The 19548-nt window shown below is 36.9% G+C and carries 25 protein-coding genes and 1 tRNA gene; 5 read left to right on the top strand and 21 right to left on the bottom strand.

Annotated elements, in window-relative coordinates; all coding sequences use genetic code 11:
- Positions 1-15 precede the first annotated feature (15 nt).
- The 7 genes from hdrA to Q0W04_RS00450 all read right to left on the bottom strand — a co-directional run bounded on the left by hdrA (position 16) and on the right by Q0W04_RS00450 (position 7223).
- Complete coding sequence (gene hdrA, locus Q0W04_RS00480) at positions 16-2325, bottom strand: ferredoxin:CoB-CoM heterodisulfide reductase subunit HdrA (RefSeq protein WP_298498746.1); 2310 nt, start codon at positions 2323-2325, stop codon at positions 16-18.
- Positions 2322-3263, bottom strand: a complete 942-nt coding sequence (gene hdrB / locus Q0W04_RS00475; protein ID WP_298498743.1) for a ferredoxin:CoB-CoM heterodisulfide reductase subunit HdrB — start codon at positions 3261-3263, stop codon at positions 2322-2324. The genes hdrA and hdrB overlap by 4 nt, the downstream gene beginning before the upstream one ends.
- Complete coding sequence (gene hdrC, locus Q0W04_RS00470; protein ID WP_298498740.1) at positions 3260-3862, bottom strand: ferredoxin:CoB-CoM heterodisulfide reductase subunit HdrC; 603 nt, start codon at positions 3860-3862, stop codon at positions 3260-3262. Before hdrC ends, hdrB begins: the two co-directional genes overlap by 4 nt.
- 12 nt (positions 3863-3874) lie before the next feature.
- Positions 3875-5128, bottom strand: coding sequence for a methanogenesis marker 16 metalloprotein (locus Q0W04_RS00465; protein ID WP_298498738.1), 1254 nt, complete (start codon positions 5126-5128; stop codon positions 3875-3877).
- Between the two features lie 12 nt (positions 5129-5140).
- Positions 5141-5911 carry a phosphosulfolactate synthase gene (gene comA, locus Q0W04_RS00460; protein ID WP_298498734.1) on the bottom strand — a complete coding sequence of 257 codons (771 nt, stop codon included), beginning with the start codon at positions 5909-5911 and terminating at the stop codon, positions 5141-5143.
- A gap of 142 nt (positions 5912-6053) precedes the next feature.
- A complete protein-coding gene (locus Q0W04_RS00455) occupies positions 6054-6341 on the bottom strand; it encodes a UPF0058 family protein (protein WP_298498732.1) in 288 nt (95 codons plus the stop codon).
- A gap of 156 nt (positions 6342-6497) precedes the next feature.
- Positions 6498-7223 (bottom strand): UPF0280 family protein, encoded by a 726-nt coding sequence (locus Q0W04_RS00450; protein ID WP_298498729.1) that lies wholly within the window; start codon positions 7221-7223, stop codon positions 6498-6500.
- Between the two features lie 45 nt (positions 7224-7268).
- On the opposite strand from Q0W04_RS00450, the gene Q0W04_RS00445 reads away from it, so the two are divergent.
- The gene (locus Q0W04_RS00445; protein WP_298498726.1) at positions 7269-8648 is read left to right on the top strand and encodes a 2,3-diphosphoglycerate synthetase; all 1380 of its coding nucleotides are present in this window, start codon (positions 7269-7271) and stop codon (positions 8646-8648) included.
- Between the two features lie 17 nt (positions 8649-8665).
- Here Q0W04_RS00445 and Q0W04_RS00440 read toward each other — a convergent pair whose 3' ends face one another.
- The gene (locus Q0W04_RS00440; RefSeq protein ID WP_298498723.1) at positions 8666-8929 is read right to left on the bottom strand and encodes a winged helix-turn-helix domain-containing protein; all 264 of its coding nucleotides are present in this window, start codon (positions 8927-8929) and stop codon (positions 8666-8668) included.
- A gap of 131 nt (positions 8930-9060) precedes the next feature.
- On the opposite strand from Q0W04_RS00440, the gene mtxX reads away from it, so the two are divergent.
- From mtxX to Q0W04_RS00425, 3 genes are read left to right on the top strand one after another with little or no spacing between them, the layout of a single operon-like run.
- A complete protein-coding gene (mtxX, locus tag Q0W04_RS00435; RefSeq protein WP_298498720.1) occupies positions 9061-9774 on the top strand; it encodes a methanogenesis marker protein Mmp4/MtxX in 714 nt (237 codons plus the stop codon).
- Between the two features lie 54 nt (positions 9775-9828).
- Positions 9829-10593: a polyprenyl diphosphate synthase gene (gene uppS, locus Q0W04_RS00430; RefSeq protein ID WP_298498717.1), complete on the top strand. Its 765-nt coding sequence runs from the start codon at positions 9829-9831 to the stop codon at positions 10591-10593.
- 3 nt (positions 10594-10596) lie between these two features.
- Complete coding sequence (locus Q0W04_RS00425; RefSeq protein ID WP_298498714.1) at positions 10597-11358, top strand: TatD family hydrolase; 762 nt, start codon at positions 10597-10599, stop codon at positions 11356-11358.
- Here the strand turns inward: Q0W04_RS00425 and Q0W04_RS00420 are convergent.
- The 4 genes from Q0W04_RS00420 to Q0W04_RS00405 are packed head-to-tail and all read right to left on the bottom strand — an operon-like array spanning position 11355 to position 12964.
- Positions 11355-11723: a hypothetical protein gene (locus Q0W04_RS00420; RefSeq protein ID WP_298498711.1), complete on the bottom strand. Its 369-nt coding sequence runs from the start codon at positions 11721-11723 to the stop codon at positions 11355-11357. The genes Q0W04_RS00425 and Q0W04_RS00420 overlap by 4 nt on opposite strands.
- A complete protein-coding gene (locus Q0W04_RS00415) occupies positions 11724-12056 on the bottom strand; it encodes a hypothetical protein (protein WP_298498709.1) in 333 nt (110 codons plus the stop codon).
- Positions 12057-12074: 18 nt separating this feature from the next.
- Positions 12075-12572, bottom strand: coding sequence for a hypothetical protein (locus Q0W04_RS00410; RefSeq protein WP_298498707.1), 498 nt, complete (start codon positions 12570-12572; stop codon positions 12075-12077).
- Positions 12569-12964, bottom strand: coding sequence for a hypothetical protein (locus Q0W04_RS00405; protein ID WP_298498705.1), 396 nt, complete (start codon positions 12962-12964; stop codon positions 12569-12571). The genes Q0W04_RS00410 and Q0W04_RS00405 overlap by 4 nt, the downstream gene beginning before the upstream one ends.
- A gap of 95 nt (positions 12965-13059) precedes the next feature.
- Here Q0W04_RS00405 and cobM point away from each other — a divergent pair, with 95 nt between their 5' ends.
- The gene (cobM, locus tag Q0W04_RS00400; RefSeq protein ID WP_298498703.1) at positions 13060-13812 is read left to right on the top strand and encodes a precorrin-4 C(11)-methyltransferase; all 753 of its coding nucleotides are present in this window, start codon (positions 13060-13062) and stop codon (positions 13810-13812) included.
- Between the two features lie 115 nt (positions 13813-13927).
- Here cobM and Q0W04_RS00395 read toward each other — a convergent pair whose 3' ends face one another.
- The 9 genes from Q0W04_RS00395 to hypA form a co-directional block, all read right to left on the bottom strand.
- Positions 13928-14467, bottom strand: coding sequence for a zinc ribbon domain-containing protein (locus tag Q0W04_RS00395; protein WP_298498700.1), 540 nt, complete (start codon positions 14465-14467; stop codon positions 13928-13930).
- Between the two features lie 21 nt (positions 14468-14488).
- Complete coding sequence (locus Q0W04_RS00390) at positions 14489-15433, bottom strand: methionine synthase (protein ID WP_298498698.1); 945 nt, start codon at positions 15431-15433, stop codon at positions 14489-14491.
- Positions 15430-15744, bottom strand: a complete 315-nt coding sequence (locus tag Q0W04_RS00385; RefSeq protein ID WP_298498695.1) for a DUF1894 domain-containing protein — start codon at positions 15742-15744, stop codon at positions 15430-15432. Before Q0W04_RS00385 ends, Q0W04_RS00390 begins: the two co-directional genes overlap by 4 nt.
- Positions 15745-16203, bottom strand: a complete 459-nt coding sequence (locus Q0W04_RS00380) for a DUF1890 domain-containing protein (RefSeq protein WP_298498692.1) — start codon at positions 16201-16203, stop codon at positions 15745-15747.
- Between the two features lie 12 nt (positions 16204-16215).
- A complete protein-coding gene (locus Q0W04_RS00375; RefSeq protein WP_298498689.1) occupies positions 16216-17295 on the bottom strand; it encodes a hypothetical protein in 1080 nt (359 codons plus the stop codon).
- Between the two features lie 33 nt (positions 17296-17328).
- Positions 17329-17401, bottom strand: a tRNA-Ala gene (locus Q0W04_RS00370).
- A 43-nt stretch (positions 17402-17444) separates the two neighbouring features.
- Complete coding sequence (locus Q0W04_RS00365) at positions 17445-18476, bottom strand: DUF354 domain-containing protein (RefSeq protein WP_298498686.1); 1032 nt, start codon at positions 18474-18476, stop codon at positions 17445-17447.
- An 18-nt stretch (positions 18477-18494) separates the two neighbouring features.
- Positions 18495-19151, bottom strand: a complete 657-nt coding sequence (hypB, locus tag Q0W04_RS00360) for a hydrogenase nickel incorporation protein HypB (RefSeq protein ID WP_298498684.1) — start codon at positions 19149-19151, stop codon at positions 18495-18497.
- An 18-nt stretch (positions 19152-19169) separates the two neighbouring features.
- Positions 19170-19547 (bottom strand): hydrogenase maturation nickel metallochaperone HypA, encoded by a 378-nt coding sequence (gene hypA, locus Q0W04_RS00355; RefSeq protein WP_298498682.1) that lies wholly within the window; start codon positions 19545-19547, stop codon positions 19170-19172.
- Between the last annotated feature and the right edge of the window lies 1 nt (position 19548).

Here is a 19548-nt window from a genome sequence, read left to right as displayed (position 1 = left end):
GATGAAAAAATCATCTCATGATTCGGCTTCATCCAATTCTTCAATTTTCTTATCGAAGTCAGTTAATTTGCGGGCAAGCCCTGAGAAATATGGTATGTATACCTTTGAAAATGTAATCCTTTCAGGGTTTTCACCCATTTCAGAGATTCTGTCTTTGACCCTTTGGATTTTACGTTCGACTTCATCATACATTAAATCTCCAGGGAATTCACCGATAAATACACCATCAGCACCGTTTTCAAGCGCATAACGAATATGATCCGGACTTACACGATTTACGGAAATTACCTTGATGATATGTATAGATTCAGGATAGCTCAATCTGTTAACACCAATATTATCTGCAGCAGTATAACCTATATTATCTAAAAATACAAGTATCATACGCTCGCCGTCTTGCTTATTGGACAATACCCCCTGAATTGTAGCCAAAATCTTTTCATCAATATTACCGTTTACATGAATTGCCCTTTGGTTACATCCTACAAGACATTTTCCGCATCCCGTACAGCTCATCGGGTCAATGTATAGCTCATCATTTTGAATGCTCATGGATTTATATTTGCAGCGTGAAATACATTCACCGCAAAGAATACATTTTTCCTTGTCGATTTCAGCAATGAACGGTTCGATTTCAACTCCACCGTAGTTGTATTCGCCAACCTTTGCAGCTGCTGCTGTTGCCTGCATGATAGAATCTGTAATGTCTTTTGGATCATGTGCAGTTCCGCACACAAAGATTCCCTGAACATCAGTGGCAATCGGTTTGATTTTAGGATGTGACTCCTTGATGAAACCATCTTCTGTTGTTCCAACATTTAAGATTTGTGCAATTTCACATGTTCCGTCTGACGGTTCCATTGCAGTGGACAGAACCACCATATCGGCTTCAATTTCTACAAATTCACCTTTTAGTGTGTCTTCAGTTCTTACAATGAAGTTGTCCCCTTTCCTAACTACTTCACCCGGACGGCCTCTAAGGAATCTTACTTCATTTTCCTGGGTGTGCTTGTAGTATTTTTCAAACATTCCAGGTGTTCTGATATCAGTGTAACATATTAACACGTCAGTTTCAGGATATTTGTGCTTTATGATGTTTGCATTTTTCAAAGCCACTGTACAGCATATCTTTGAGCAATATCTATGCCCGTCCGGCTTTTCATCACGGGACCCTACACATTGTATCATTACAACACGTTTTGGAACTTCACCGTTTGCCTTTAGAAGTTTTCCTTTTGTCGGACCGTTGACACCAGTGATACGGCCCAATTCTGATTGGGTAATGACATCATCATACCTGCTGTATCCGTATTCCGGACGTTTATCCATATCGAACAGTTTATGGCCTGTTGCAACAACTATTGAACCGACTTGAAGAGGTATCCTTTCCGGTTTTCCCCTGAGTTTAATGGCTTTCATTGTACATGCCTTTACACAGTTGCTGCACTTGTCACAATTGTCCATGTCAATTACATATGCTTCAGGATAAGATTGTCCGAATGGCCTGTATATCGCTTTACGCATTGACAGATTATCGTTCCAGTCATTTGGAACTTCAACTTCACACGCTTCTGCACATTTGCCGCATGCTATACATTTTTCAATGTCAACATATCTGGGTGATTTTTCTAAAATCAGATTATAGGTTCCGGCTCTTCTTTCCGCTTCAATGACTTTGGTGTTTGTCATAACCTCTATGTTTTCATTCCAAACAAGCTCATTTAGGATCGGATTTAAAAGACACATTCCGCATTCTTCAGCGATTTTAACAGGTGAGAAAACCTTACCTATTTTTGCCATGTGTCCTCCGATTGATGGGGACTGTTCTATTAATGTCACTTTTGTTCCCTGCTTTGCAAGGGATAGGGCCGCATTCATTCCGGCTATTCCCCCACCGATTACAGCAACCTCATCTGGAGTCTGGCAGTAAATCGGATCTACAGCATCGGATTGCTTTAGCTTTTCGATTGAAGCGTTGATGAGAGTTATGGCTTTATTGGTGGCCTTCACCTTATCTGAGTGTACCCATGAACATTGCTCCCTTATATTTGCCATGTCCATCAGATAAGGATTTAGAGGTTTTACGTAATCCTGAAATGTTTTTTCATGGCTTATCGGTGAGCATGCTGCAACTACAACACGGTCCAAATCATGGTCAAATATTGCATCACGAATAATCTTACGACCGTTTAAGGAACATAAGTTCTCGAATTGTCCAATAAATTCAACATCCAGTTCTTCACGAACCTTATCCAAATCAACAACATCTGCAATGTTTCCACCGCATTCACATAAAAAAACGCCAACTTTTAAATCATCCCTCATTTTCGAACCTCCTTTAACTCCTTAATAATAGAATCAATTGGAACTGTATGTGCTTTTTGTCCTATAACCTTATCCAAATCACCACCCATTGCAAGTGCAATGAACTGGGCAATGTTTAAATGAATAGCCTTAAATTTTCTTCCTTCCCTTTCGGCTATCAAATGCTGATACCTGTCAAACTGAATATGGCAATTAGGACATAAGTGAACAAGAATATCAACATCTTCATCGTCTATTGCATTCATTTTATCGGCAGTTGCAGTAAATGACAAATCAGGATTGGAATACCTCTGTCTAAATCCGGTACCGCATGTCGCCCTTTTGTGGTCATACCAACCGATTGTCTTGCATCCGCACTCTTCTATCAGCTCATCCATGACATTTGGATCCCTTACACCGCCAACGGTATCTTCATAGTGCACCTTACAGTAATGGCAACCGTGATGGGTTGCTATCGTATAATCGCTTAAATCGTACTTGATATGGTCCTTGATTTCATCTTTTTTACCGTATAAAATATCCACAACATGGAAAATGTTTTCGGTTGGTTTCAAGTCATCCTTTTCATATTTCAGATGGCTTAAACCGTTTTCATCAAATAATTGATTAATGTGATTTCTCAAATCGTCTTTCTTATTGAGCAATTTTACTGATTTCTTGTTTATTGCATAGCAGGTTGCACACATCATCACCAAATTTGGCCTTCCGATTTCACGGGCTATTTTAAAATTACGTGCACCAATTGCTGTTGTATCAATCTGATTGAACACATCGGAATAATGTCCAAGTCCTGTGCAGCAGGTCTGATTTTCTGAAATTGCATAATCGATTCCCAATTTATCGAAAACAAACTTTGTTGATGCTTCCACACCAGGATATTCAACACTTACAAGACAACTTCTGAATAAAAGGATATCCTTATCTGGAATGAATTTCATTGTTCATCCTCCTGTGAAGCTCTTATCTTTTCAATCTTGTCTTTAAATCCTGTTATTGTTAATATTAAGCTAACCTCATCAATGACATCCTGAGACGGCATTAATGGAGGGTCAAGTTCAAGTTCCTCACGTATTTGTGTTAAATTCTGTCTGAATTCCCACCAGCCGGGAACATCCCTGTCGATATCAGCGAAAAATATTTCAGGTATTGCTCCTATGGCTGCATTAAAATAGCTGTCAGCAAAACCCAAGTATTCATATAGCTTATCCCAGGCTATTCCCTTTTCTATTGCGAACTGTTTTAATATCTGATTAACTTCACAGACGCTATTTCCGACAGGACATACGCTATGGCAGGTATAGCAGTAAAAACAATTCCAGATAACATCATCTTCCAGAATTTCCATATCCCCCTCCAAGACCTTTTCCATAATATCTCTAGGATTATAATCGGAGTGTCTTGCAGCCGGACATGTTGAGGTGCACATTCCACATTGTACGCATTTCAGTACACCCTCATCTTTCGAATTTTTAACATCCCGAATGATGTCCTCTGCAAAGTTTATTGGTTTATCGGTAATCTTTTGTTGGTTAGTCAAATAACCACCTCATTACAATTCAAATTCATTATTTTCAATCAGTTTCTTTAATTTTAAAGACAACTTATTTGCCCTCATCCTATCTGATTGCCTGCATATTATCGGAATGTTGACTTTTTCACCATTGATTTGTAAATCAACATCCCCTGTGTTCATGTCAAATGCATCATGACGGCAGAAATTGGCGCACATTCCACATCCATAACAATAGGCGATATTCAAACTTCCTTTTTTAAAGGCATTTGTAGGACAAATTCCTTCAACCAAACATGAATCACAACTTAAACATGCATTTCTATCATATTTCGGCCTTAAATCATAACCATTCCACATTTCATGATAATTCGTGTTGTCCAATGGCAAGTGGCGCCCTTTAATATCTGCAACAGGCAAATCTATCTTATCATCAGTTATCAATAGGTTATTGTAGATTTCTTCGTTTAGGACAGGTATTGGAATAGCTACTGTGTCGTAAATTTCTCCGCCCTGGCCTGTTTTGAATCCTCCAATATAATACGGGTCCATTTTGGTGAAATCACCTGAAAGCATTAGGTTTGGCTTTTCAGCACTTGATCTGGTACCGTCACCTAAAATATATCCTATTGTCCCGTTTAGGAGTACCTTTTTACCCTCTTTTATGGCATTGTGAGGAATGTCATTTTGAAGAGGATTCAAATCTCCGCAGCCTGAAAATGTCAACCCGCTTAAGTTACCCTCAAGAGGTGTTGCAGCAAATATTGAAGAAATCGGTTGTGAATTAGGATTTGTGAATGCAGTATAGTTTTTAAATGCCATACGTGCCCCTATAATCTGTCCACGTGTGATATCATTGATTGTTATTGTATTTTCGATTGTTTTTCCGTCAACGCTTTCAACTACAACATCTATGTCTTTTCCTTCAAGAAGGTCTTTTAACAGAAATCCTCCACCGTAATTGGCATCGTGTATTGAGTGAGCCGTTCCGTGCAGAATCACATCTACAGAGCCCAGCCATTCATTAGGACAAGGCCCGGCATATGCAGGAACACCATTCATGTATACTTCACGAGCCCTTATGAATTCTCCAGGTTCCGATACGATGAAGTTAAGTATTGCTGCGGTTCCGCTCATTACGCCACATGTACCGCATGTAACAACATCCACTTCTTCAAAGCTTGGAGTGTCTCCTGATTTTATGAGTTTTTTAAATTCTTCTGCAGTATAAATATTAGCTTCGCCTTTTTCAATCTTTTCATTGATTTGGCTGATTGTACGAATGTCGCTCAATTTAAAACTTCCTTAAAGTTTTCCTAAAGTATCGCCCCTCAAACCTCTTCTTAAGGTTTCAAGAGAGGTTATATCATCATTTGAAATGTTTCCCAAGTTAACTGTGTTTCCAAGCTTGAGTATGAAAAATACCTGCTGGTCCTTATTTGGCGCTTCCCATAGAATCTTATTTCCATCGATTTTATCCAAGATATAATCAATCTCATCTTCTTTGGCGTTTCCGGATTTATCAAAGATTCCTATGTTTTTTCCGCCTTCCCTTGCCTCTACAATTACAAGGGAGGAACCTGCATCCAACTCCTGTTGCATGTATTCAATTCTCTCATCAAGTGTAAGCTCCTTGTCCAAATCGGGATTTTTCTTACCCACTTCTGATAAAACTTCAAATCCTTCCTGTCTTGCTCTTTTGATGCAGTTCAATTTATCATTGTGATTTATATTTGTAGATCCGTCCGATATTTCAATGGCCGGAAATCCCAATTTACGGGCTTCCTCAAAAAACTCTGCCAATTTATCATTAATATATGCAAGTTCGAATAATGTTCCTCCGGTATACGGAGTTATGTCATGGGATTTGTACATTTCAACCTTTGCCTTGATTATTTCCTGTTCGTGAACGATTGAGGTTCCCCAACCGAATTTTAAATAATCGACGTATTCTCCTGAGATATCCATTAGACTTGATGCGGTTTCAAGACCTAATCCCTTGTCTAAAACCATTGTGATTCCGCAATCCCTAGGTTTTTCTTCTCTTTTTATTGATAAAAATTCAAATGATTTCAAAATATCACGCGTGTTAAGTTTAATTATTCATTAATTAATAATAAGATTATAGTATATAAATATTATTAAGGCTTTTGCTTTAAATTAAAATAAAAGGCTGTTATATTGATAAATCAAAAAAATAAAGGAAAAAAAGTAAGAATTAATTTGCATTAATTTCATTTTCAGATCTTGTAACTAAATCAGATAAGGAATTGCGAACGTTTTCAGGAATAGAATCGTTTTCTTTATCAGCAATTACCTGGGCAATAATTTTACATAGAACAAAAATAGCATGCTTATGTTCAGCTTTTGTCTTGTGTATGTGGTGAGGGCTTATTTTTAGGGTGATATATTCACTGCAATCATTGGTTATTTGGTCATCTTCCGCTAAATATTTTAAAACATATACTAAAAATTGATGTAATTGTATCATTTCGTCTTTGTACATAGATATCTAACCCTTTAACTAATTTCAGTTAGTTAAAAATTAACTCCCTTTTCTATACAATAATATTGTATACTAATCATATTTAAACCTTGCATTAAAATAACTTTACAATATAATACTTATTCAAATCAATTTAACAATTTTTTAAAGAACTGTTTAATCTGAATGAGAGAAAATATCAAACTCATCGGTTTCAACTATTTTCGGTAATTTTCCAATGGTTCCAACATTATCACCGCAAATAATCAAAACGCCATCAAAAAATTCCCTGAACTCTTCACAGCATTCCAAACCGTTTGAAACCCTATCCTCACTGGACATGCCACTGACATCATTGGCTATTCTGGTTGCAAGACCATCGCAAACAGATGAAGATTTTCCAATGACAGTTACGCTGTCTGATTGACCAAAACTTATTGAATGACCAATTTTAGCAGATGATGTACATATTCCCAATGGCCTGTCCCTTTTTTTGATTTCAAAAGCAATGTCATTTCCCAAAATCTCATTGTTTGAATAGATTCCGCATAAAACCTTCCGATTATTGACAAGCGAAATGTCGCCCCCGTTTTCAACAATTGAATATCCCGAACCGTTTTCAACGAGATAATCCAGCGCCATCTCAGAGATTGTTCCCGCAACGCATGCCATAGGTCCGACATCGGCAATAGAGGATGATTCATACATCCTACATACAATATCCGGCAAATCACCTTCAGGCATTTTTAAAGGCTCCAGGGACACTGCAAAATCATTGTTTTTCAGTATATGATTTTTCAAATCCCTTCTGATAGAAAATATATGCCTTTTCAAATCATGCAAAGCCAAATCTGTAGTCAGTCTGATATGAGTTTCATCCAGATTGATTTGTGAGAAATTCATACATTATAATTTAACTTATTACCTATAAAAACTATATTACATATTATGAAAGCTCTTAACAAAATGCTCTGTTTGGTCGATGGAGAACACTACCTGCCAGTCACCAAAGAGGCAATAGATACATTAAACAATCTTGAACACATTGACATTGTCGGTGCAGTTTTTATTGGAGGAACCGAAAAGCTCAGAGACGATTCTGAAGACACATACTCCGAAAAGCTTGGCGTTCCTGTAAAATTTGCAAAAGACAAGGACATACCATATGACCTTATCGTTGAAATGATTAGGGAATTTGACGTTGATACAGTAATGGATTTAAGCGACGAACCGATACTTGACTATCCGAAAAGATTTAAAATAGCATGCAAAGTCCTCAATGAAGGAATAAGCTATGAAGGACCTGACTTTAAATTTGAACCAACATCACAATATGACATCATGCAAAAGCCTTCAATCACCATTCTCGGAACCGGCAAACGTATCGGAAAAACCGCAGTTTCAGGTTTCGTTTCCAGACTGATTGACAAAAACGGCTATGAACCATGCGTTATCGCAATGGGAAGAGGAGGACCTGAAGAACCTGAAATCGTTCATGGTGAAGAATTGGAAATCAATGCAGAATTCCTGCTTGAGCAATCCGAAAAGGGAGTTCATGCAGCAAGTGATCATTGGGAAGATGCGTTGATGAGCAGAATCCTGACAATCGGCTGCAGACGCTGCGGCGGTGGAATGGCTGGAGAAGTATTTCTAACAAATATGAAAAAAGGAGCGAAACTGGCCAATGAAGTGGATTCCAAATTTGCAATCTTTGAAGGCAGCGGAGCTGCAATCCCACCAATAAAAACAAATAAAAAAATAACATTAATTGGCGCAAACCAGCCAATTGAAAACTTGACAACATATTTCGGACCGTATAGAGTCGGACTCGCAGATCTGGTTATCCTAACAATGTGTGAAGAGCCTATGTGTGACAGTGAAAAAATAGCTAAAATAGAAGACTTCGTAAGTGAAGTCAATCCCGATGCAACTGTCATATCAACTGTCTTCAGACCCAAACCGCTAGCTGACATCTCAGGCAAAAAGGTATTGTTTGCAACTACCGCACCTGAAGGCGTTAAGGACAAACTGGTAGATTATTTGGAAAGCAAATATGACTGTGAAGTAATAGGTACAACAGCACACCTATCAAACAGACCATTGCTTCGCCAAGATATGGAAACCTATATGGATAAAGCGGAAGTCATGCTTACTGAACTGAAAGCCGCTGCTGTTGATGTTGCAACAAAGGATGCATTAGCAGCCGGTCTTGAAGTTGTTTATTGCGACAACATTCCTGTTTCTATTGATAATTCATATCCGGACTTGAGTGAATCCATTATTGAACTAGTAGATTCCGCAATTGATGATTTTAACAAATCATCATAATTTTCCTTTTTTTAAAATTAATGTAAATATTTTAGAATTTCCAAACCTAAATCTGTTGTTTTATATAATCTTCCTTTTCTGGCATTTTCATTTAAACAAACAACCAAATTTCTGTCTTTTAAATCTTTAAGCACATTAGAAACATGATTTGTTCTCAAATCAATTTCTTCAGCTATTGCAGATGGGACTTTTATATCGTTACCTATACATTTTAATATTCTGGTCCTGTAATCGGAAGCCATAATATATCCTACCAACTCAAAAATCTCATCATTATTCATACTATATATTAAATATAAAGGTATTAAAAAAAGTATGTATAATTATCATATTTTTTAAACATTTTTGGATACAACATATAAAAAACGAATGAAGAAAAATTAATTAAATATAAAAAAAATATAATGAGATAATGAAAACAATAGCAATCGGAGTTGGAAAAAATAAAAATATTTTAAAGGCCATTCAAAATTTCAATAATGAACAAAATATTAATATCAAAATTATTGAAAATGATGATGAGCTGGTCAGTGCCATCCTGGATGGGGAAATTGATGCCGTCGTTAGAGGTTCCCTTCCAGCATCAGGAGTAATCAGAGAACTTAAAAAACATTTCCCGGACATTTCAAGAGCCACATATGTAAATGGAGACGGAAAGGAATTCTTATTGACACCTGTCGGAATTGATGAAGGAAATACCATTGAAGAAAAATTCGAGATTGCAAAAAATTGTGGTGAATTTCTCAAAAAACTGTCAAAACATCCTAAAATTGCAGTTCTTGCAGACGGCAGAAAAGGAGATTACGGAAGAAGCGAAAAGATTTCAAAATCCATTGACGACAGTGAAAAATTAACCCAATTAATTGAAGAAAATACTGATTTTGAAGTTAAAAACTATTATATTCTCATTGAACAGGCTCTCAAAGACAATTGCAATGTGATTATTGCACCAGACGGAATCATCGGCAACATAATATTTCGTACACTTATTTTAGTCAACACATGGCCAAGCTGTGGTGCGGTAACATTTGGAATAAACGGAATATACATCGACACCAGCAGGGACCAAAGTGTTGAAGGATATCTAAGAAGCATAAAATTTGCATACAAATTAGCCAACCTTTAAAAACATTAAGTTACATAATAATTATTTAATATAAACTATTAAAGGGATAATAAAATGGCAGAAAATATACTTTATAGACTTTATGAATGGTATATCTCAAGAGATCTTGTTCCCGAAAAAATGCCTAAACATGTAGCTATAATTATGGACGGGAACAGAAGATATTCAAAACTCCAAGGAAATGTGGATGTTTTAAAGGGACATGAAATGGGAGTAGACACATTGGAAAATGTTCTTGACTGGAGTGTTGAGCTTGGAATTGAAATAGTAACTGCCTATGCTTTTTCTACAGAAAACTTCAACAGACCTAAACACGAAGTGGACGGCCTTATGAGACTGTTTGTCATAAACTTTAAAAGACTGGTTGACCATGAAAAAATCCATAAAAACGAAGTTAGAGTAAAAGTTGTAGGTAGAACCGAATTACTGCCTGATGACGTAAGGGAAGCCATCAGGGAAGCTGAAGAGGCAACAGCACAATACAACAAAAGATTATTTAACCTGGCTATCGGATATGACGGCCGTCTGGAAATCATCGATTCTTTTAAAAAAATCATTGCAGATGTCCAGGCAGGTAAAATCACAATTGATGACGTTGATGAAGACCTTGTCAACAAAAATCTTTACACCGAAGGACTGGATGACCCTAACCTGATTATCAGAACCAGCGGAGAGGAACGTTTAAGCGGATTTTTACTTTGGCAATCATCATACTCAGAGCTTTATTTCTGTGAAACATTATGGCCTGAGCTAAGAAAGGTAGACTTTATCAGAGCCATCAGATCATATCAGGCAAGAGACAGACGTTTTGGAGTATAAAACATGATTGACACTCATTGCCATATTGACTTCAAGGATTTTGATGATGACCGCAAAGAAGTAATCGCCAGAGCCCAGGACAAACTGGATGCCATCATCGCATCAGGATACAGCAAGGACAGTAACAGTGATGTTTTAAAGCTTTCAAAGGAATATGAAGGTTTTATTTATCCTACATTTGGTTTTCACCCTGTAAGTTCCCAGAACTGCAGCGATGAAGAGCTGAAAGATGCCCACAATTATCTGATTGAAAATCTGGACAATATTGTGGCGGTCGGGGAAGTCGGCATGGACTACTACTATGTTACCGACAAGGCTCTGCGTGAAAGGCAAAGGGAAATCTTTTCCAGTTTTTTAGACATTGCAAATGAATATAAAGTCCCTATCGTAATGCATGTAAGGGACTGCGAGAAAAAGGCAGTGAATATCATTCAGGATTACGATAACATACCTTATTTCATTTTCCATTGCTATGGAGGAAGTTTCAAAACCGCAAAAAGAATAATGGACATGTCAAACGCTTACATGAGCTTTTCTACAATGCTCTGCTATTCAAAACAGCACCAGGATCTGATTGAAAAGATTGACCTTGATTATATACTGACAGAAACAGACAGTCCATATCTGGCAATGACAAAAGAAGAGAGAAACGAACCTGCAAACGTTACAAAGGCCGTTTCAAAAATAGCCGAAATTCAAAATATTGACATTGACATTGTTGATGAGGTTACCACCAGCAATGCCAAAAACGTTTTCAAAATCTAGAAATGAAGCGTGAAATTCAAATTAATCAATACATCCCTATTTTCCTTTACAGCCTCGATTTCAAGTTCAAAATCCGTTAAGTCCTGCATCACCAGATTAATCAGATGCCAGTCAAGAAGCGAATCATTTAAAAATATTGTAAACTGGTTTTGATTTATCACGATTGCTTTTCTTGAGAATAATTTGAATGCATAGAAATACAGCTCCAGCCTGAAAATCAAGTCTTCCTTATCACCATTGCCGTTAATGAAGTATTCCTTCAAGTCTTCCTGCAATATTTTTCCTTCATCACCAACATCAGCTTTGAAGGTTTCCATTTCCTTTAAATCTTCCATCAACTGCTTTTTTTCCTCATCACTGTACATCTAATCACTTAACCTGAATTTCAATTTCAAAATATTATACTCATTTGGCATGAAAGAAATGTCGAATCTGTCAAAGACGTCATCCAGTTTCCTGAGCAAACCGAATTCCAGACCATCAGGAACAATATATAATATGAATGAGTCCTCGTCGATTTCCACACCCAAATCCTCCAGAAGGGGAATCTTAAGCTCGCTGATGAAAACATACTTATAGACAATCAGCTCATAATCATTAACTTGCTTATTGTTTTTGAGGATATCTGCCAGCTCTTCCTGCAATTTGCGGGATACCACTTCAAATGTCTGTTCGCTAATTTTATCACCACCAAGCATATGAACTATTATATGTCCCTAAACCCATTTAACATTAGCTGTTGTGAAAACATAATGAGGGGAAAAAACCGGATTATACAGTTTATTTGTCGAAGAAGTGGTATTGAAAGTGATGGCTATGGATTTTCTTAGATTATAATTAATCCTGTCACCTATGGAAACCTGTTGGCTTTTGGAAAACTCCTTTGATGAGGTTACATAAACCTTAAACTGAATCTTTTTCTTGTTGAAATTGCTGTCATAACCCATATCCATATATGATACGTTGACAATTTCAACCGAATATGGAATGAGCAAATCGTTTTTGGTCTTCGAATAGTCATTGAACGTCTGTTTCGGATATATTGCAGATGATGAGGTTCCAATACCTTCATTGACGCCTTGCCTTGCAGCCTCCATTGCACTGTTGAGTTCACTTTCAGAGGCAATGAAAACCGCTGAAACCATCAGCACCAATACAAGGACTCCTGCCAAAAGCAGATATTCCCCGCTGATTTGTCCCGAGTCTCCAATCATGTTATCACAATCCTTCCATCTTGATTTTTGGATATGACATAACTTCTTCCGCTGTGAATTTTATATTTCGAATCGAAATTTGAAAGCGGAAGTGAAGTCTCACCCTTTTTGCCATCATATTCCATCGTCAATTTGCCGTTTTCAACCGTTATTTCATAATAGCCCACATCCGATTTAAGATAAATCAGCTTTGAATATCCTTCGCCATTGGAATTGACCTGGCTTATTGAATTTGCAACATCATCCAAAATGATTCTATGGGTCACGCTGTCTTCAACATTATGGCTGGATTCAATAATTGACTGTGTAAAAAATAACAGCGGAAGAGTTATTATTAAAATAACAAAGATTGAAAATAAATATTCTATTGAAATAAAACCTTTATTGTCCATGATTTTTAATTATTTTAATTATTTATAAAGTTTCAATGATTAAAAATCAATTTTGATACATAATTATTAATAGAACATGAAATAAAAAATTAATCATGAAAGGAAAAGTTATTTTCATTGGAGCAGGTCCGGGTGATCCTGATTTAATTACAGTTAAGGGAAGAAGAGTAATCGAAAAGGCAGACGTAATCATTTATGCAGGTTCACTTGTTAACAAGGATGTTTTAAGCCCTGCAAAAGACGAATGTGAAATTCACAATAGTGCCTATTTAAATTTAGAGGAAACTGATGGAATTATTACCGAAGCAGTCAATGAAGGAAAACTGGTGGCAAGAGTTCATACAGGAGACCCTTCTATTTATGGTGCCATCGGCGAACAGATTCGTGAACTTAAAAAGCATGACATTGAATATGAAATCATTCCAGGCGTAAGTTCCTTATTTGGAACCGCCAGTGTTTTGGAAGCGGAATTGACCTTGCCTGAAATTTCACAAAGTGTCATTATCACACGTCCTGAAGGCAGAACTCCAAAACCTGAAGGAGAAAGCCTTGCCAGTTTTTCAAAGCATCATGCAACCATGTGCATCTTTTTAGGAATAGGCATGATTGATAAAGTTGTTGAGGAACTGCTTGAAGGTTATGAGGAAACCACCCCTGTTGCTGTTGTCAAAAAGGCAACTTGGCCAGACCAGCAAATAATTAGAGGAACCCTCAAGGATATTGCAGGAAAAGTAAAAGATGCCAATATTACGAAGACTGCAATGATTGTGGTGGGAGATGTTCTTGACCCTGGAGACTTTAATGCATCCAAGCTATATGACAAGAACTTTAAACATGAATATAGATAAAAAAAATTAAAAATGTGAATTTAGTTTACCACACTAAATTCCACATCTCTTTTTCTGGTAATCATCTGTTTAGAAAATATTTAAATTATATAAACCAAAACATTTATGTTTCTTTTTATTCTACTCCAAGAACCTTTATATCGCCAAATGCATCGTAATTTGAAACATATACCATGCACACTTCATCTTTCATTCCAAATACAAATGAATAGCTGTTTTCATCATATTTCTGATAATATCCTGAATATCCAAACATTTTGGTTGGTGTCCCGCCAATGCTTGCTGCAACCTCTTCACTGTTAATTCCGGCGCCGGGAACTCGTGTAACGCCAATCTCAATGTAATATTTGTCATTGCTCCAGCCCATTGCAGATGACTTTACACCTTCATCTGTGCTTACCTCAGTTCTTGAAGGTTCATTGACATAGTCTGACGGTATCTCAAATCGGACATTGTCAACTTTAACAACCTGTGTCTGGTTGGAAAGGATAAAAGCTGAAGCCAAAATAGCTAAAACAATAATTACAACAACAATCAGAAGTGAATATTTATTTAAAAAGAATTTATTTTTTCGGGGGACTTCCTCACCGCAATTCTGACAGAACTGGGCATTTTCCTTTAATTTTTCGCCACATTTACGGCAATGCTCATCCATGGCAAAAACCTCAAAAAAGAATTAATTGTATTTGTCTTTGATTTGATTCATCAATTGTAGCTTTTCAAAAGCGACATCCTTTGGAGCTCTTCTAAGACCGCAGTCAGGATCAAGAAGCAAATTGTCTTTTCCAACAATTTCAATAGCTTTTGTAACAAGCTCGTCGATGTCGTTAATGTCATCGACCTCATTGACAGCCGAATCAACACAACCGAATCCCAATTTTTTACCGCTAATTAATGAAGCGTTTTTTTCCAAAACATCCAGATTAACGTTATTTCCTGCAAATTCAAAATCGAGAATGTCAACGTTGAACTTTGCAATATCGGTGAATGCATCCTTCAGGATACCGCAAACATGCATCGCCAACGGCACTTCAAGACCGTCCTTAATTATCCCGATAGCTTCACGGGCTGTTTTCATATCGACCATCCCTGTTGAGAGAAACGGCTCATCTACCTGAATATAAACCGGTTTGACCTTTTTGGCTATTGCATCAACTTCAAATTTCAAGCTATGGGCCAAATCAATGATTGCATCCTCCTTGTTTTTATAAAAGGATTCAATTCTGGAGGAGTGTACAATGGTATTGGGACCTGTTATGATTCCCTTGATTCCCTTTCCTTCGGGAATTTTTCCTCCATAATATTCTTTCATCACCTTTTTGGCATATTGCATATCCTTGATTGAAATTTCCTGGATTGGATTTCTTATTTTGGAAACAATGACTGTGTTTCCATCCTCAATTTTCATTCCGGGAATATATTTAGTAAAAATAGAAACCATGTCACCTCTAACCTGGCCGTCAGAGATGATGTCAACTCCGGCATCAAGCTGGGCTGTTACACTGCTTTTGATGGCCTGCTTAAACGGGTCGTATGCCCCAAAAGAATTTAGTAATTTATCCTTAAAACTGGACGGTGAGCTTTCCTCAACCGGAAAGCTACCTACAACTGTAGATTTCATTTTTTATTACCAGTATCCAATTTTCTTATTTTTTCAACTTCCTCTTCATCTATTGGAAGTTCAACAACGGATGTTCCATGACAAGGTTTTGTATAAGGTAAAAAAACAGTTCCCTTTTCATGGTCAAATCCGATTGGAATCGGAGGAATACCTATTACTCTAACACCTAAAACCTGGTCACCTGGTTTAATGTAAACAATATCTTTTGCTTTAAATCTGATAATCATTGCGCAATCCTTGAAACCTGCTTTGGAAGCGTGGATTTCATAGTTATCTGATTGTTGCAGGTAAGTATCTAAACAGAATGACATTTATTCAAACTCCTTAATTGCTTTGTCGAATTTTACTTTAATTGGAGAAGGATTATGGAATGCTCTGACAGGAACAATTTTTGCATTGCTTGCGCTTTCTTCAATCATGTTTACAAATTCTTCCACTTCATCGGCATCTCTTGAAAATACCAGCGCAAGGGATTTGCACTGAAGAATCTGTTCAAAAGTTACGAAAAATGAAGCCGCCGCATCCTTGTGGACAAAACCGACCAACAAATCAAAATCGCCTTCGTTAATATCTCCCAACGTTCTTTCCAAATCAACTAGATTTAAATTGTAATGACCTTCAGGGTCGGATATTCTAACAAGTTTTGAAGCTGCAGGATTTGCAGCAATTGTAGTGTCATAACCCATTTTTGTTAATTTATTGAATACGTAAACTGCCATAGGAGTCTGAGATGGAGTTTCAGGACATCCTAGTAAAACTAAAGCTTTCATATAACTACCTCATTAAGATCTTTTAAGCGTAACGGCATTGGCTAAAATCAATGCCCCAATAAATATGAAAGTTAAAAGCGCCATACCATTGATTGTTCTGTTAAATACAAACATACCAATTAAAGCCTGTGATATGAATGCTGATAACGCTCCCATTAACAATACTTCTCTTCCCAGGTATTTCTTATTGTTTTTCTCTCTTCTTTCTCTGTAAATTGTAAGGATTTTAAAACCAATGAGAATTGTTCCAAGTACGAATACCATTAATCCTACTAAACCTAAATAACCGAAGTCGAAACCGTATCCAAAAATACCCGGAAGCATATAATCGATTGTATCCTTTTGGTTAACCAATATACCGAAAAACATTGGGAATGGAAGACCGAAGAATAAAACCAACTGCATCGGCAGGGTAATGTAACCTTCCGCAAATGCCGTTCCCTCAGCTCCCCAGTAGGAAGCGTTGGCGCTATGCCCAATCAGTTGAATGTTATTTAATACCGTTTTAATACTGGACAAGGAATATTGCTCAATCCTACCCAACCTTAACATTGGGGAGAAAATGGTCATTCCGGTTACTCTTGCAACCGCTTCGAGAAGAACAAAACCTATACCTGCCGCACCTAAGAACATGATAATCCTCTTACCGGTTAAAATTGACTTTTCCCTGAAAGATTTGGAGATAACCATGTATCCAATAAACAAACCTAATATCCATAATATTAAAAATGACCTGTGCATTAATCCACCGAAAACGGTAATACCCACAATGAATAAAATCACAAATCTTCTAAGGGGCCTTATATCCACACCCGATTCCTTCATTACCTTCAGCGACGCCAGAGCAGTTACAGCTCCAAGAAGTGCTATCGGTCCGAAAGGGTGAGTAAATTCAGCCTGACTGGAGGATATTATCAAAAGAACAATATCTGCTCCAAAAATAAGTGTGAATCCACCGATTAAGAATAATGATAAAAAAGTAACAACACTTAGGGATAATGGAATTAAGTTAAGGCAAAACACCATTGTAACAAATAACATTAATCCTACTTCTACAATCAATTGTAAATGATTTTGAGCAATCAACAACATATTTTAATCACAATTCTTCTTTTTAAAATAAAATGGACTGACCGGGATTTGAACCCGGGGCCTCCGCCATGCCAAGGCGACGATCTACCATCTGAGCTACCAGCCCAAAAAATAAATATAATATACTATATGAATGTTTTAGTATAAAACTATTTTCCATTTTTTGCCAAATCATATAGGTTATCAATGATAACCTGGAACAAATCATCAGTTTTCAAATCAATTTGTTCATGAGGATTTACAATAAAATCAAGTGCCTTGTCAATTACCTCATTAGTATCAATTGATCTGTACATCAAACCCTGATTTATATAAAATTGGTCGACTGATAATGTTTCACCAGGATAACATGAAATTACAGGAGTCTGCAGAAGTGCAGCTTCCCTATTCATTGTTCCGCCGGCACCAATAACCAGATCACATTTCTTGATTATGCTGGATGTGTCGACAGGAGGCTTTAGGATTGATACATTGTCAATACCTTCGAAGATTTCAGCCTGTTCCCTGAATCTAGGCAATATCAGAATGTTTGCAACATTTTTCAGCTCATCCACGATTGGAGATAAAACGGATTTTCTGCAATCGGCATCCAAATATGATGCAAGGGACGGTTCAGGCCTCATCAGAATTGTTTTTGGATGTTTCAAATCCAAATCCAAATCATTGAAAACATTATCGTTATATTCAAAACTTTTGAAATGCATTATTTCAGAGGTTCCATTGTATGAAATAATTGTATTCGGGTCTGCTCCAAATTTCATCAGTTTCCACATGTCAATGATTTTTGGAGTAATGATTCTATCACATAAAGGAAGAGTCAATTTATTTGCGGCAAGCGCATGTTCGTTGTCTAAAACGTACAAACTTGGGATTCCCAGACCAAATGAAATTCTAGGAAGCTCAATGGAATGCTTGCTAAGGGCAACATCCACCTTTTCGTCATGTATAATATCAACAAGATTATAAACTCTTGATGTACTTTCCCTTAACTTATCATACAAGCTTACACCATGTTTTCCAACGGATATGAAATCAATGTCATACATTTCCATCAATTTATGGATATCACCAAATTGCCTTGCAGTAACGATTACATCCTCACCTTCAGCTTCCAAATACTTGATTACATCCTTAAAGAACCTTACATGAGGTGCATTCGAAATATCTATCCATACTTTCATGAAACCACCTTAAAGCACTTATAAACTTTCTTTTTTATCTTTAATGACCTGAATAATCTCATCCAATCCTTCACCTTCTTTTAAATTGGAAGTGATTATCCTGACATTTGGATTTAATTTTTTGGCATCAGCCACCATCTTATCCACATCGGCGCCGACAGCATCAGCCAAATCGATTTTATTAATAATAATTACATCAGAAGTCTGGAATATGATTGGGTGTTTTTCGACAGTGTCATCCCCTTCAGTTACGCTGATTACAACCAGTCTCATGTGTGAACCTAACTCAAAGTCAACAGGACAAATCAAGTTTCCCACATTTTCGATGATAACCATATCCAAATCATCCAACGGCAAGTCGTGAAGTCCGTGGTGAACCAAATGCGCATCAAGGTGACATTCCTTACCTGTATTTAAACCTGCAACAGGAACGTCATGGGATTCAATACGTTCAGCATCAAATTTGGAGATTACGTCTCCTGCAATAACACCTATATTATAATCAGTATTGTCAATGATTTCTTCAATCAATGTAGTTTTTCCGGAACCGATTGCTCCAACAAAGTCTATACAGAAAATTCCTTTTTCTTCTAAGTTTTTCAAGTTTTTATCAGCTAATCTTTTGTTAGCGTCCATAATATTTTTTGCTACTTCCACATCTGCAACTTGGTGCATAATATCTCCTCATTTATTTTATGTATCATCAGGTTTTTCGATAACGATGTTTTTAACAACTATATCCTTACCATTTAAGATTTCAACTTTTAAACTGCCGCATTCAGGGCATTTAACTAGCGGTGCATAATGGTCACTATCATCGAGAATAGCCACACCATTAAACTCACAATCACCGCATTCGATTTCAGCAGGAATATCTTCGATATTCACTTTAGCATCTTCCATAATGGTGTTTTCAACCAATACCCCCAACATAAACTGCAGCTGTTCAGGGTTTATCATAGCCAATCTTCCGATTTCGATAGTAACTTCATTGACTTCAGTTGCATTATTTTCCTCAGCAGTTTCCAGAACTGCATTAATAATACCCTGAGCCATAGATAATTCGTGCATT

Source organism: uncultured Methanobrevibacter sp., from assembly GCF_947170395.1.
Classification (GTDB): Archaea; Methanobacteriota; Methanobacteria; order Methanobacteriales; family Methanobacteriaceae; genus Methanocatella.
This window is presented reverse-complemented; position numbering and strand designations above follow the sequence as displayed.

Coding starts and splice junctions, on each gene's coding strand:
- hdrA (WP_298498746.1), bottom strand. CDS start 2,325: ATGAGGGATGATTTAAAAGTTGGCGTTTTTTTATGTGAATGCGGTGGA.
- hdrB (WP_298498743.1), bottom strand. CDS start 3,263: ATGAAATTCATTCCAGATAAGGATATCCTTTTATTCAGAAGTTGTCTT.
- Q0W04_RS00455 (WP_298498732.1), bottom strand. CDS start 6,341: ATGTACAAAGACGAAATGATACAATTACATCAATTTTTAGTATATGTT.
- Q0W04_RS00450 (WP_298498729.1), bottom strand. CDS start 7,223: ATGAATTTCTCACAAATCAATCTGGATGAAACTCATATCAGACTGACT.
- Q0W04_RS00445 (WP_298498726.1), top strand. CDS start 7,269: ATGAAAGCTCTTAACAAAATGCTCTGTTTGGTCGATGGAGAACACTAC.
- Q0W04_RS00440 (WP_298498723.1), bottom strand. CDS start 8,929: ATGAATAATGATGAGATTTTTGAGTTGGTAGGATATATTATGGCTTCC.
- mtxX (WP_298498720.1), top strand. CDS start 9,061: ATGAAAACAATAGCAATCGGAGTTGGAAAAAATAAAAATATTTTAAAG.
- uppS (WP_298498717.1), top strand. CDS start 9,829: ATGGCAGAAAATATACTTTATAGACTTTATGAATGGTATATCTCAAGA.
- Q0W04_RS00425 (WP_298498714.1), top strand. CDS start 10,597: ATGATTGACACTCATTGCCATATTGACTTCAAGGATTTTGATGATGAC.
- Q0W04_RS00420 (WP_298498711.1), bottom strand. CDS start 11,723: ATGTACAGTGATGAGGAAAAAAAGCAGTTGATGGAAGATTTAAAGGAA.
- Q0W04_RS00415 (WP_298498709.1), bottom strand. CDS start 12,056: ATGCTTGGTGGTGATAAAATTAGCGAACAGACATTTGAAGTGGTATCC.
- Q0W04_RS00410 (WP_298498707.1), bottom strand. CDS start 12,572: ATGATTGGAGACTCGGGACAAATCAGCGGGGAATATCTGCTTTTGGCA.
- Q0W04_RS00405 (WP_298498705.1), bottom strand. CDS start 12,964: ATGGACAATAAAGGTTTTATTTCAATAGAATATTTATTTTCAATCTTT.
- cobM (WP_298498703.1), top strand. CDS start 13,060: ATGAAAGGAAAAGTTATTTTCATTGGAGCAGGTCCGGGTGATCCTGAT.
- Q0W04_RS00395 (WP_298498700.1), bottom strand. CDS start 14,467: ATGGATGAGCATTGCCGTAAATGTGGCGAAAAATTAAAGGAAAATGCC.
- Q0W04_RS00390 (WP_298498698.1), bottom strand. CDS start 15,433: ATGAAATCTACAGTTGTAGGTAGCTTTCCGGTTGAGGAAAGCTCACCG.
- Q0W04_RS00385 (WP_298498695.1), bottom strand. CDS start 15,744: ATGTCATTCTGTTTAGATACTTACCTGCAACAATCAGATAACTATGAA.
- Q0W04_RS00380 (WP_298498692.1), bottom strand. CDS start 16,203: ATGAAAGCTTTAGTTTTACTAGGATGTCCTGAAACTCCATCTCAGACT.
- Q0W04_RS00375 (WP_298498689.1), bottom strand. CDS start 17,295: ATGTTGTTGATTGCTCAAAATCATTTACAATTGATTGTAGAAGTAGGA.
- Q0W04_RS00365 (WP_298498686.1), bottom strand. CDS start 18,476: ATGAAAGTATGGATAGATATTTCGAATGCACCTCATGTAAGGTTCTTT.
- hypB (WP_298498684.1), bottom strand. CDS start 19,151: ATGCACCAAGTTGCAGATGTGGAAGTAGCAAAAAATATTATGGACGCT.
- hypA (WP_298498682.1), bottom strand. CDS start 19,547: ATGCACGAATTATCTATGGCTCAGGGTATTATTAATGCAGTTCTGGAA.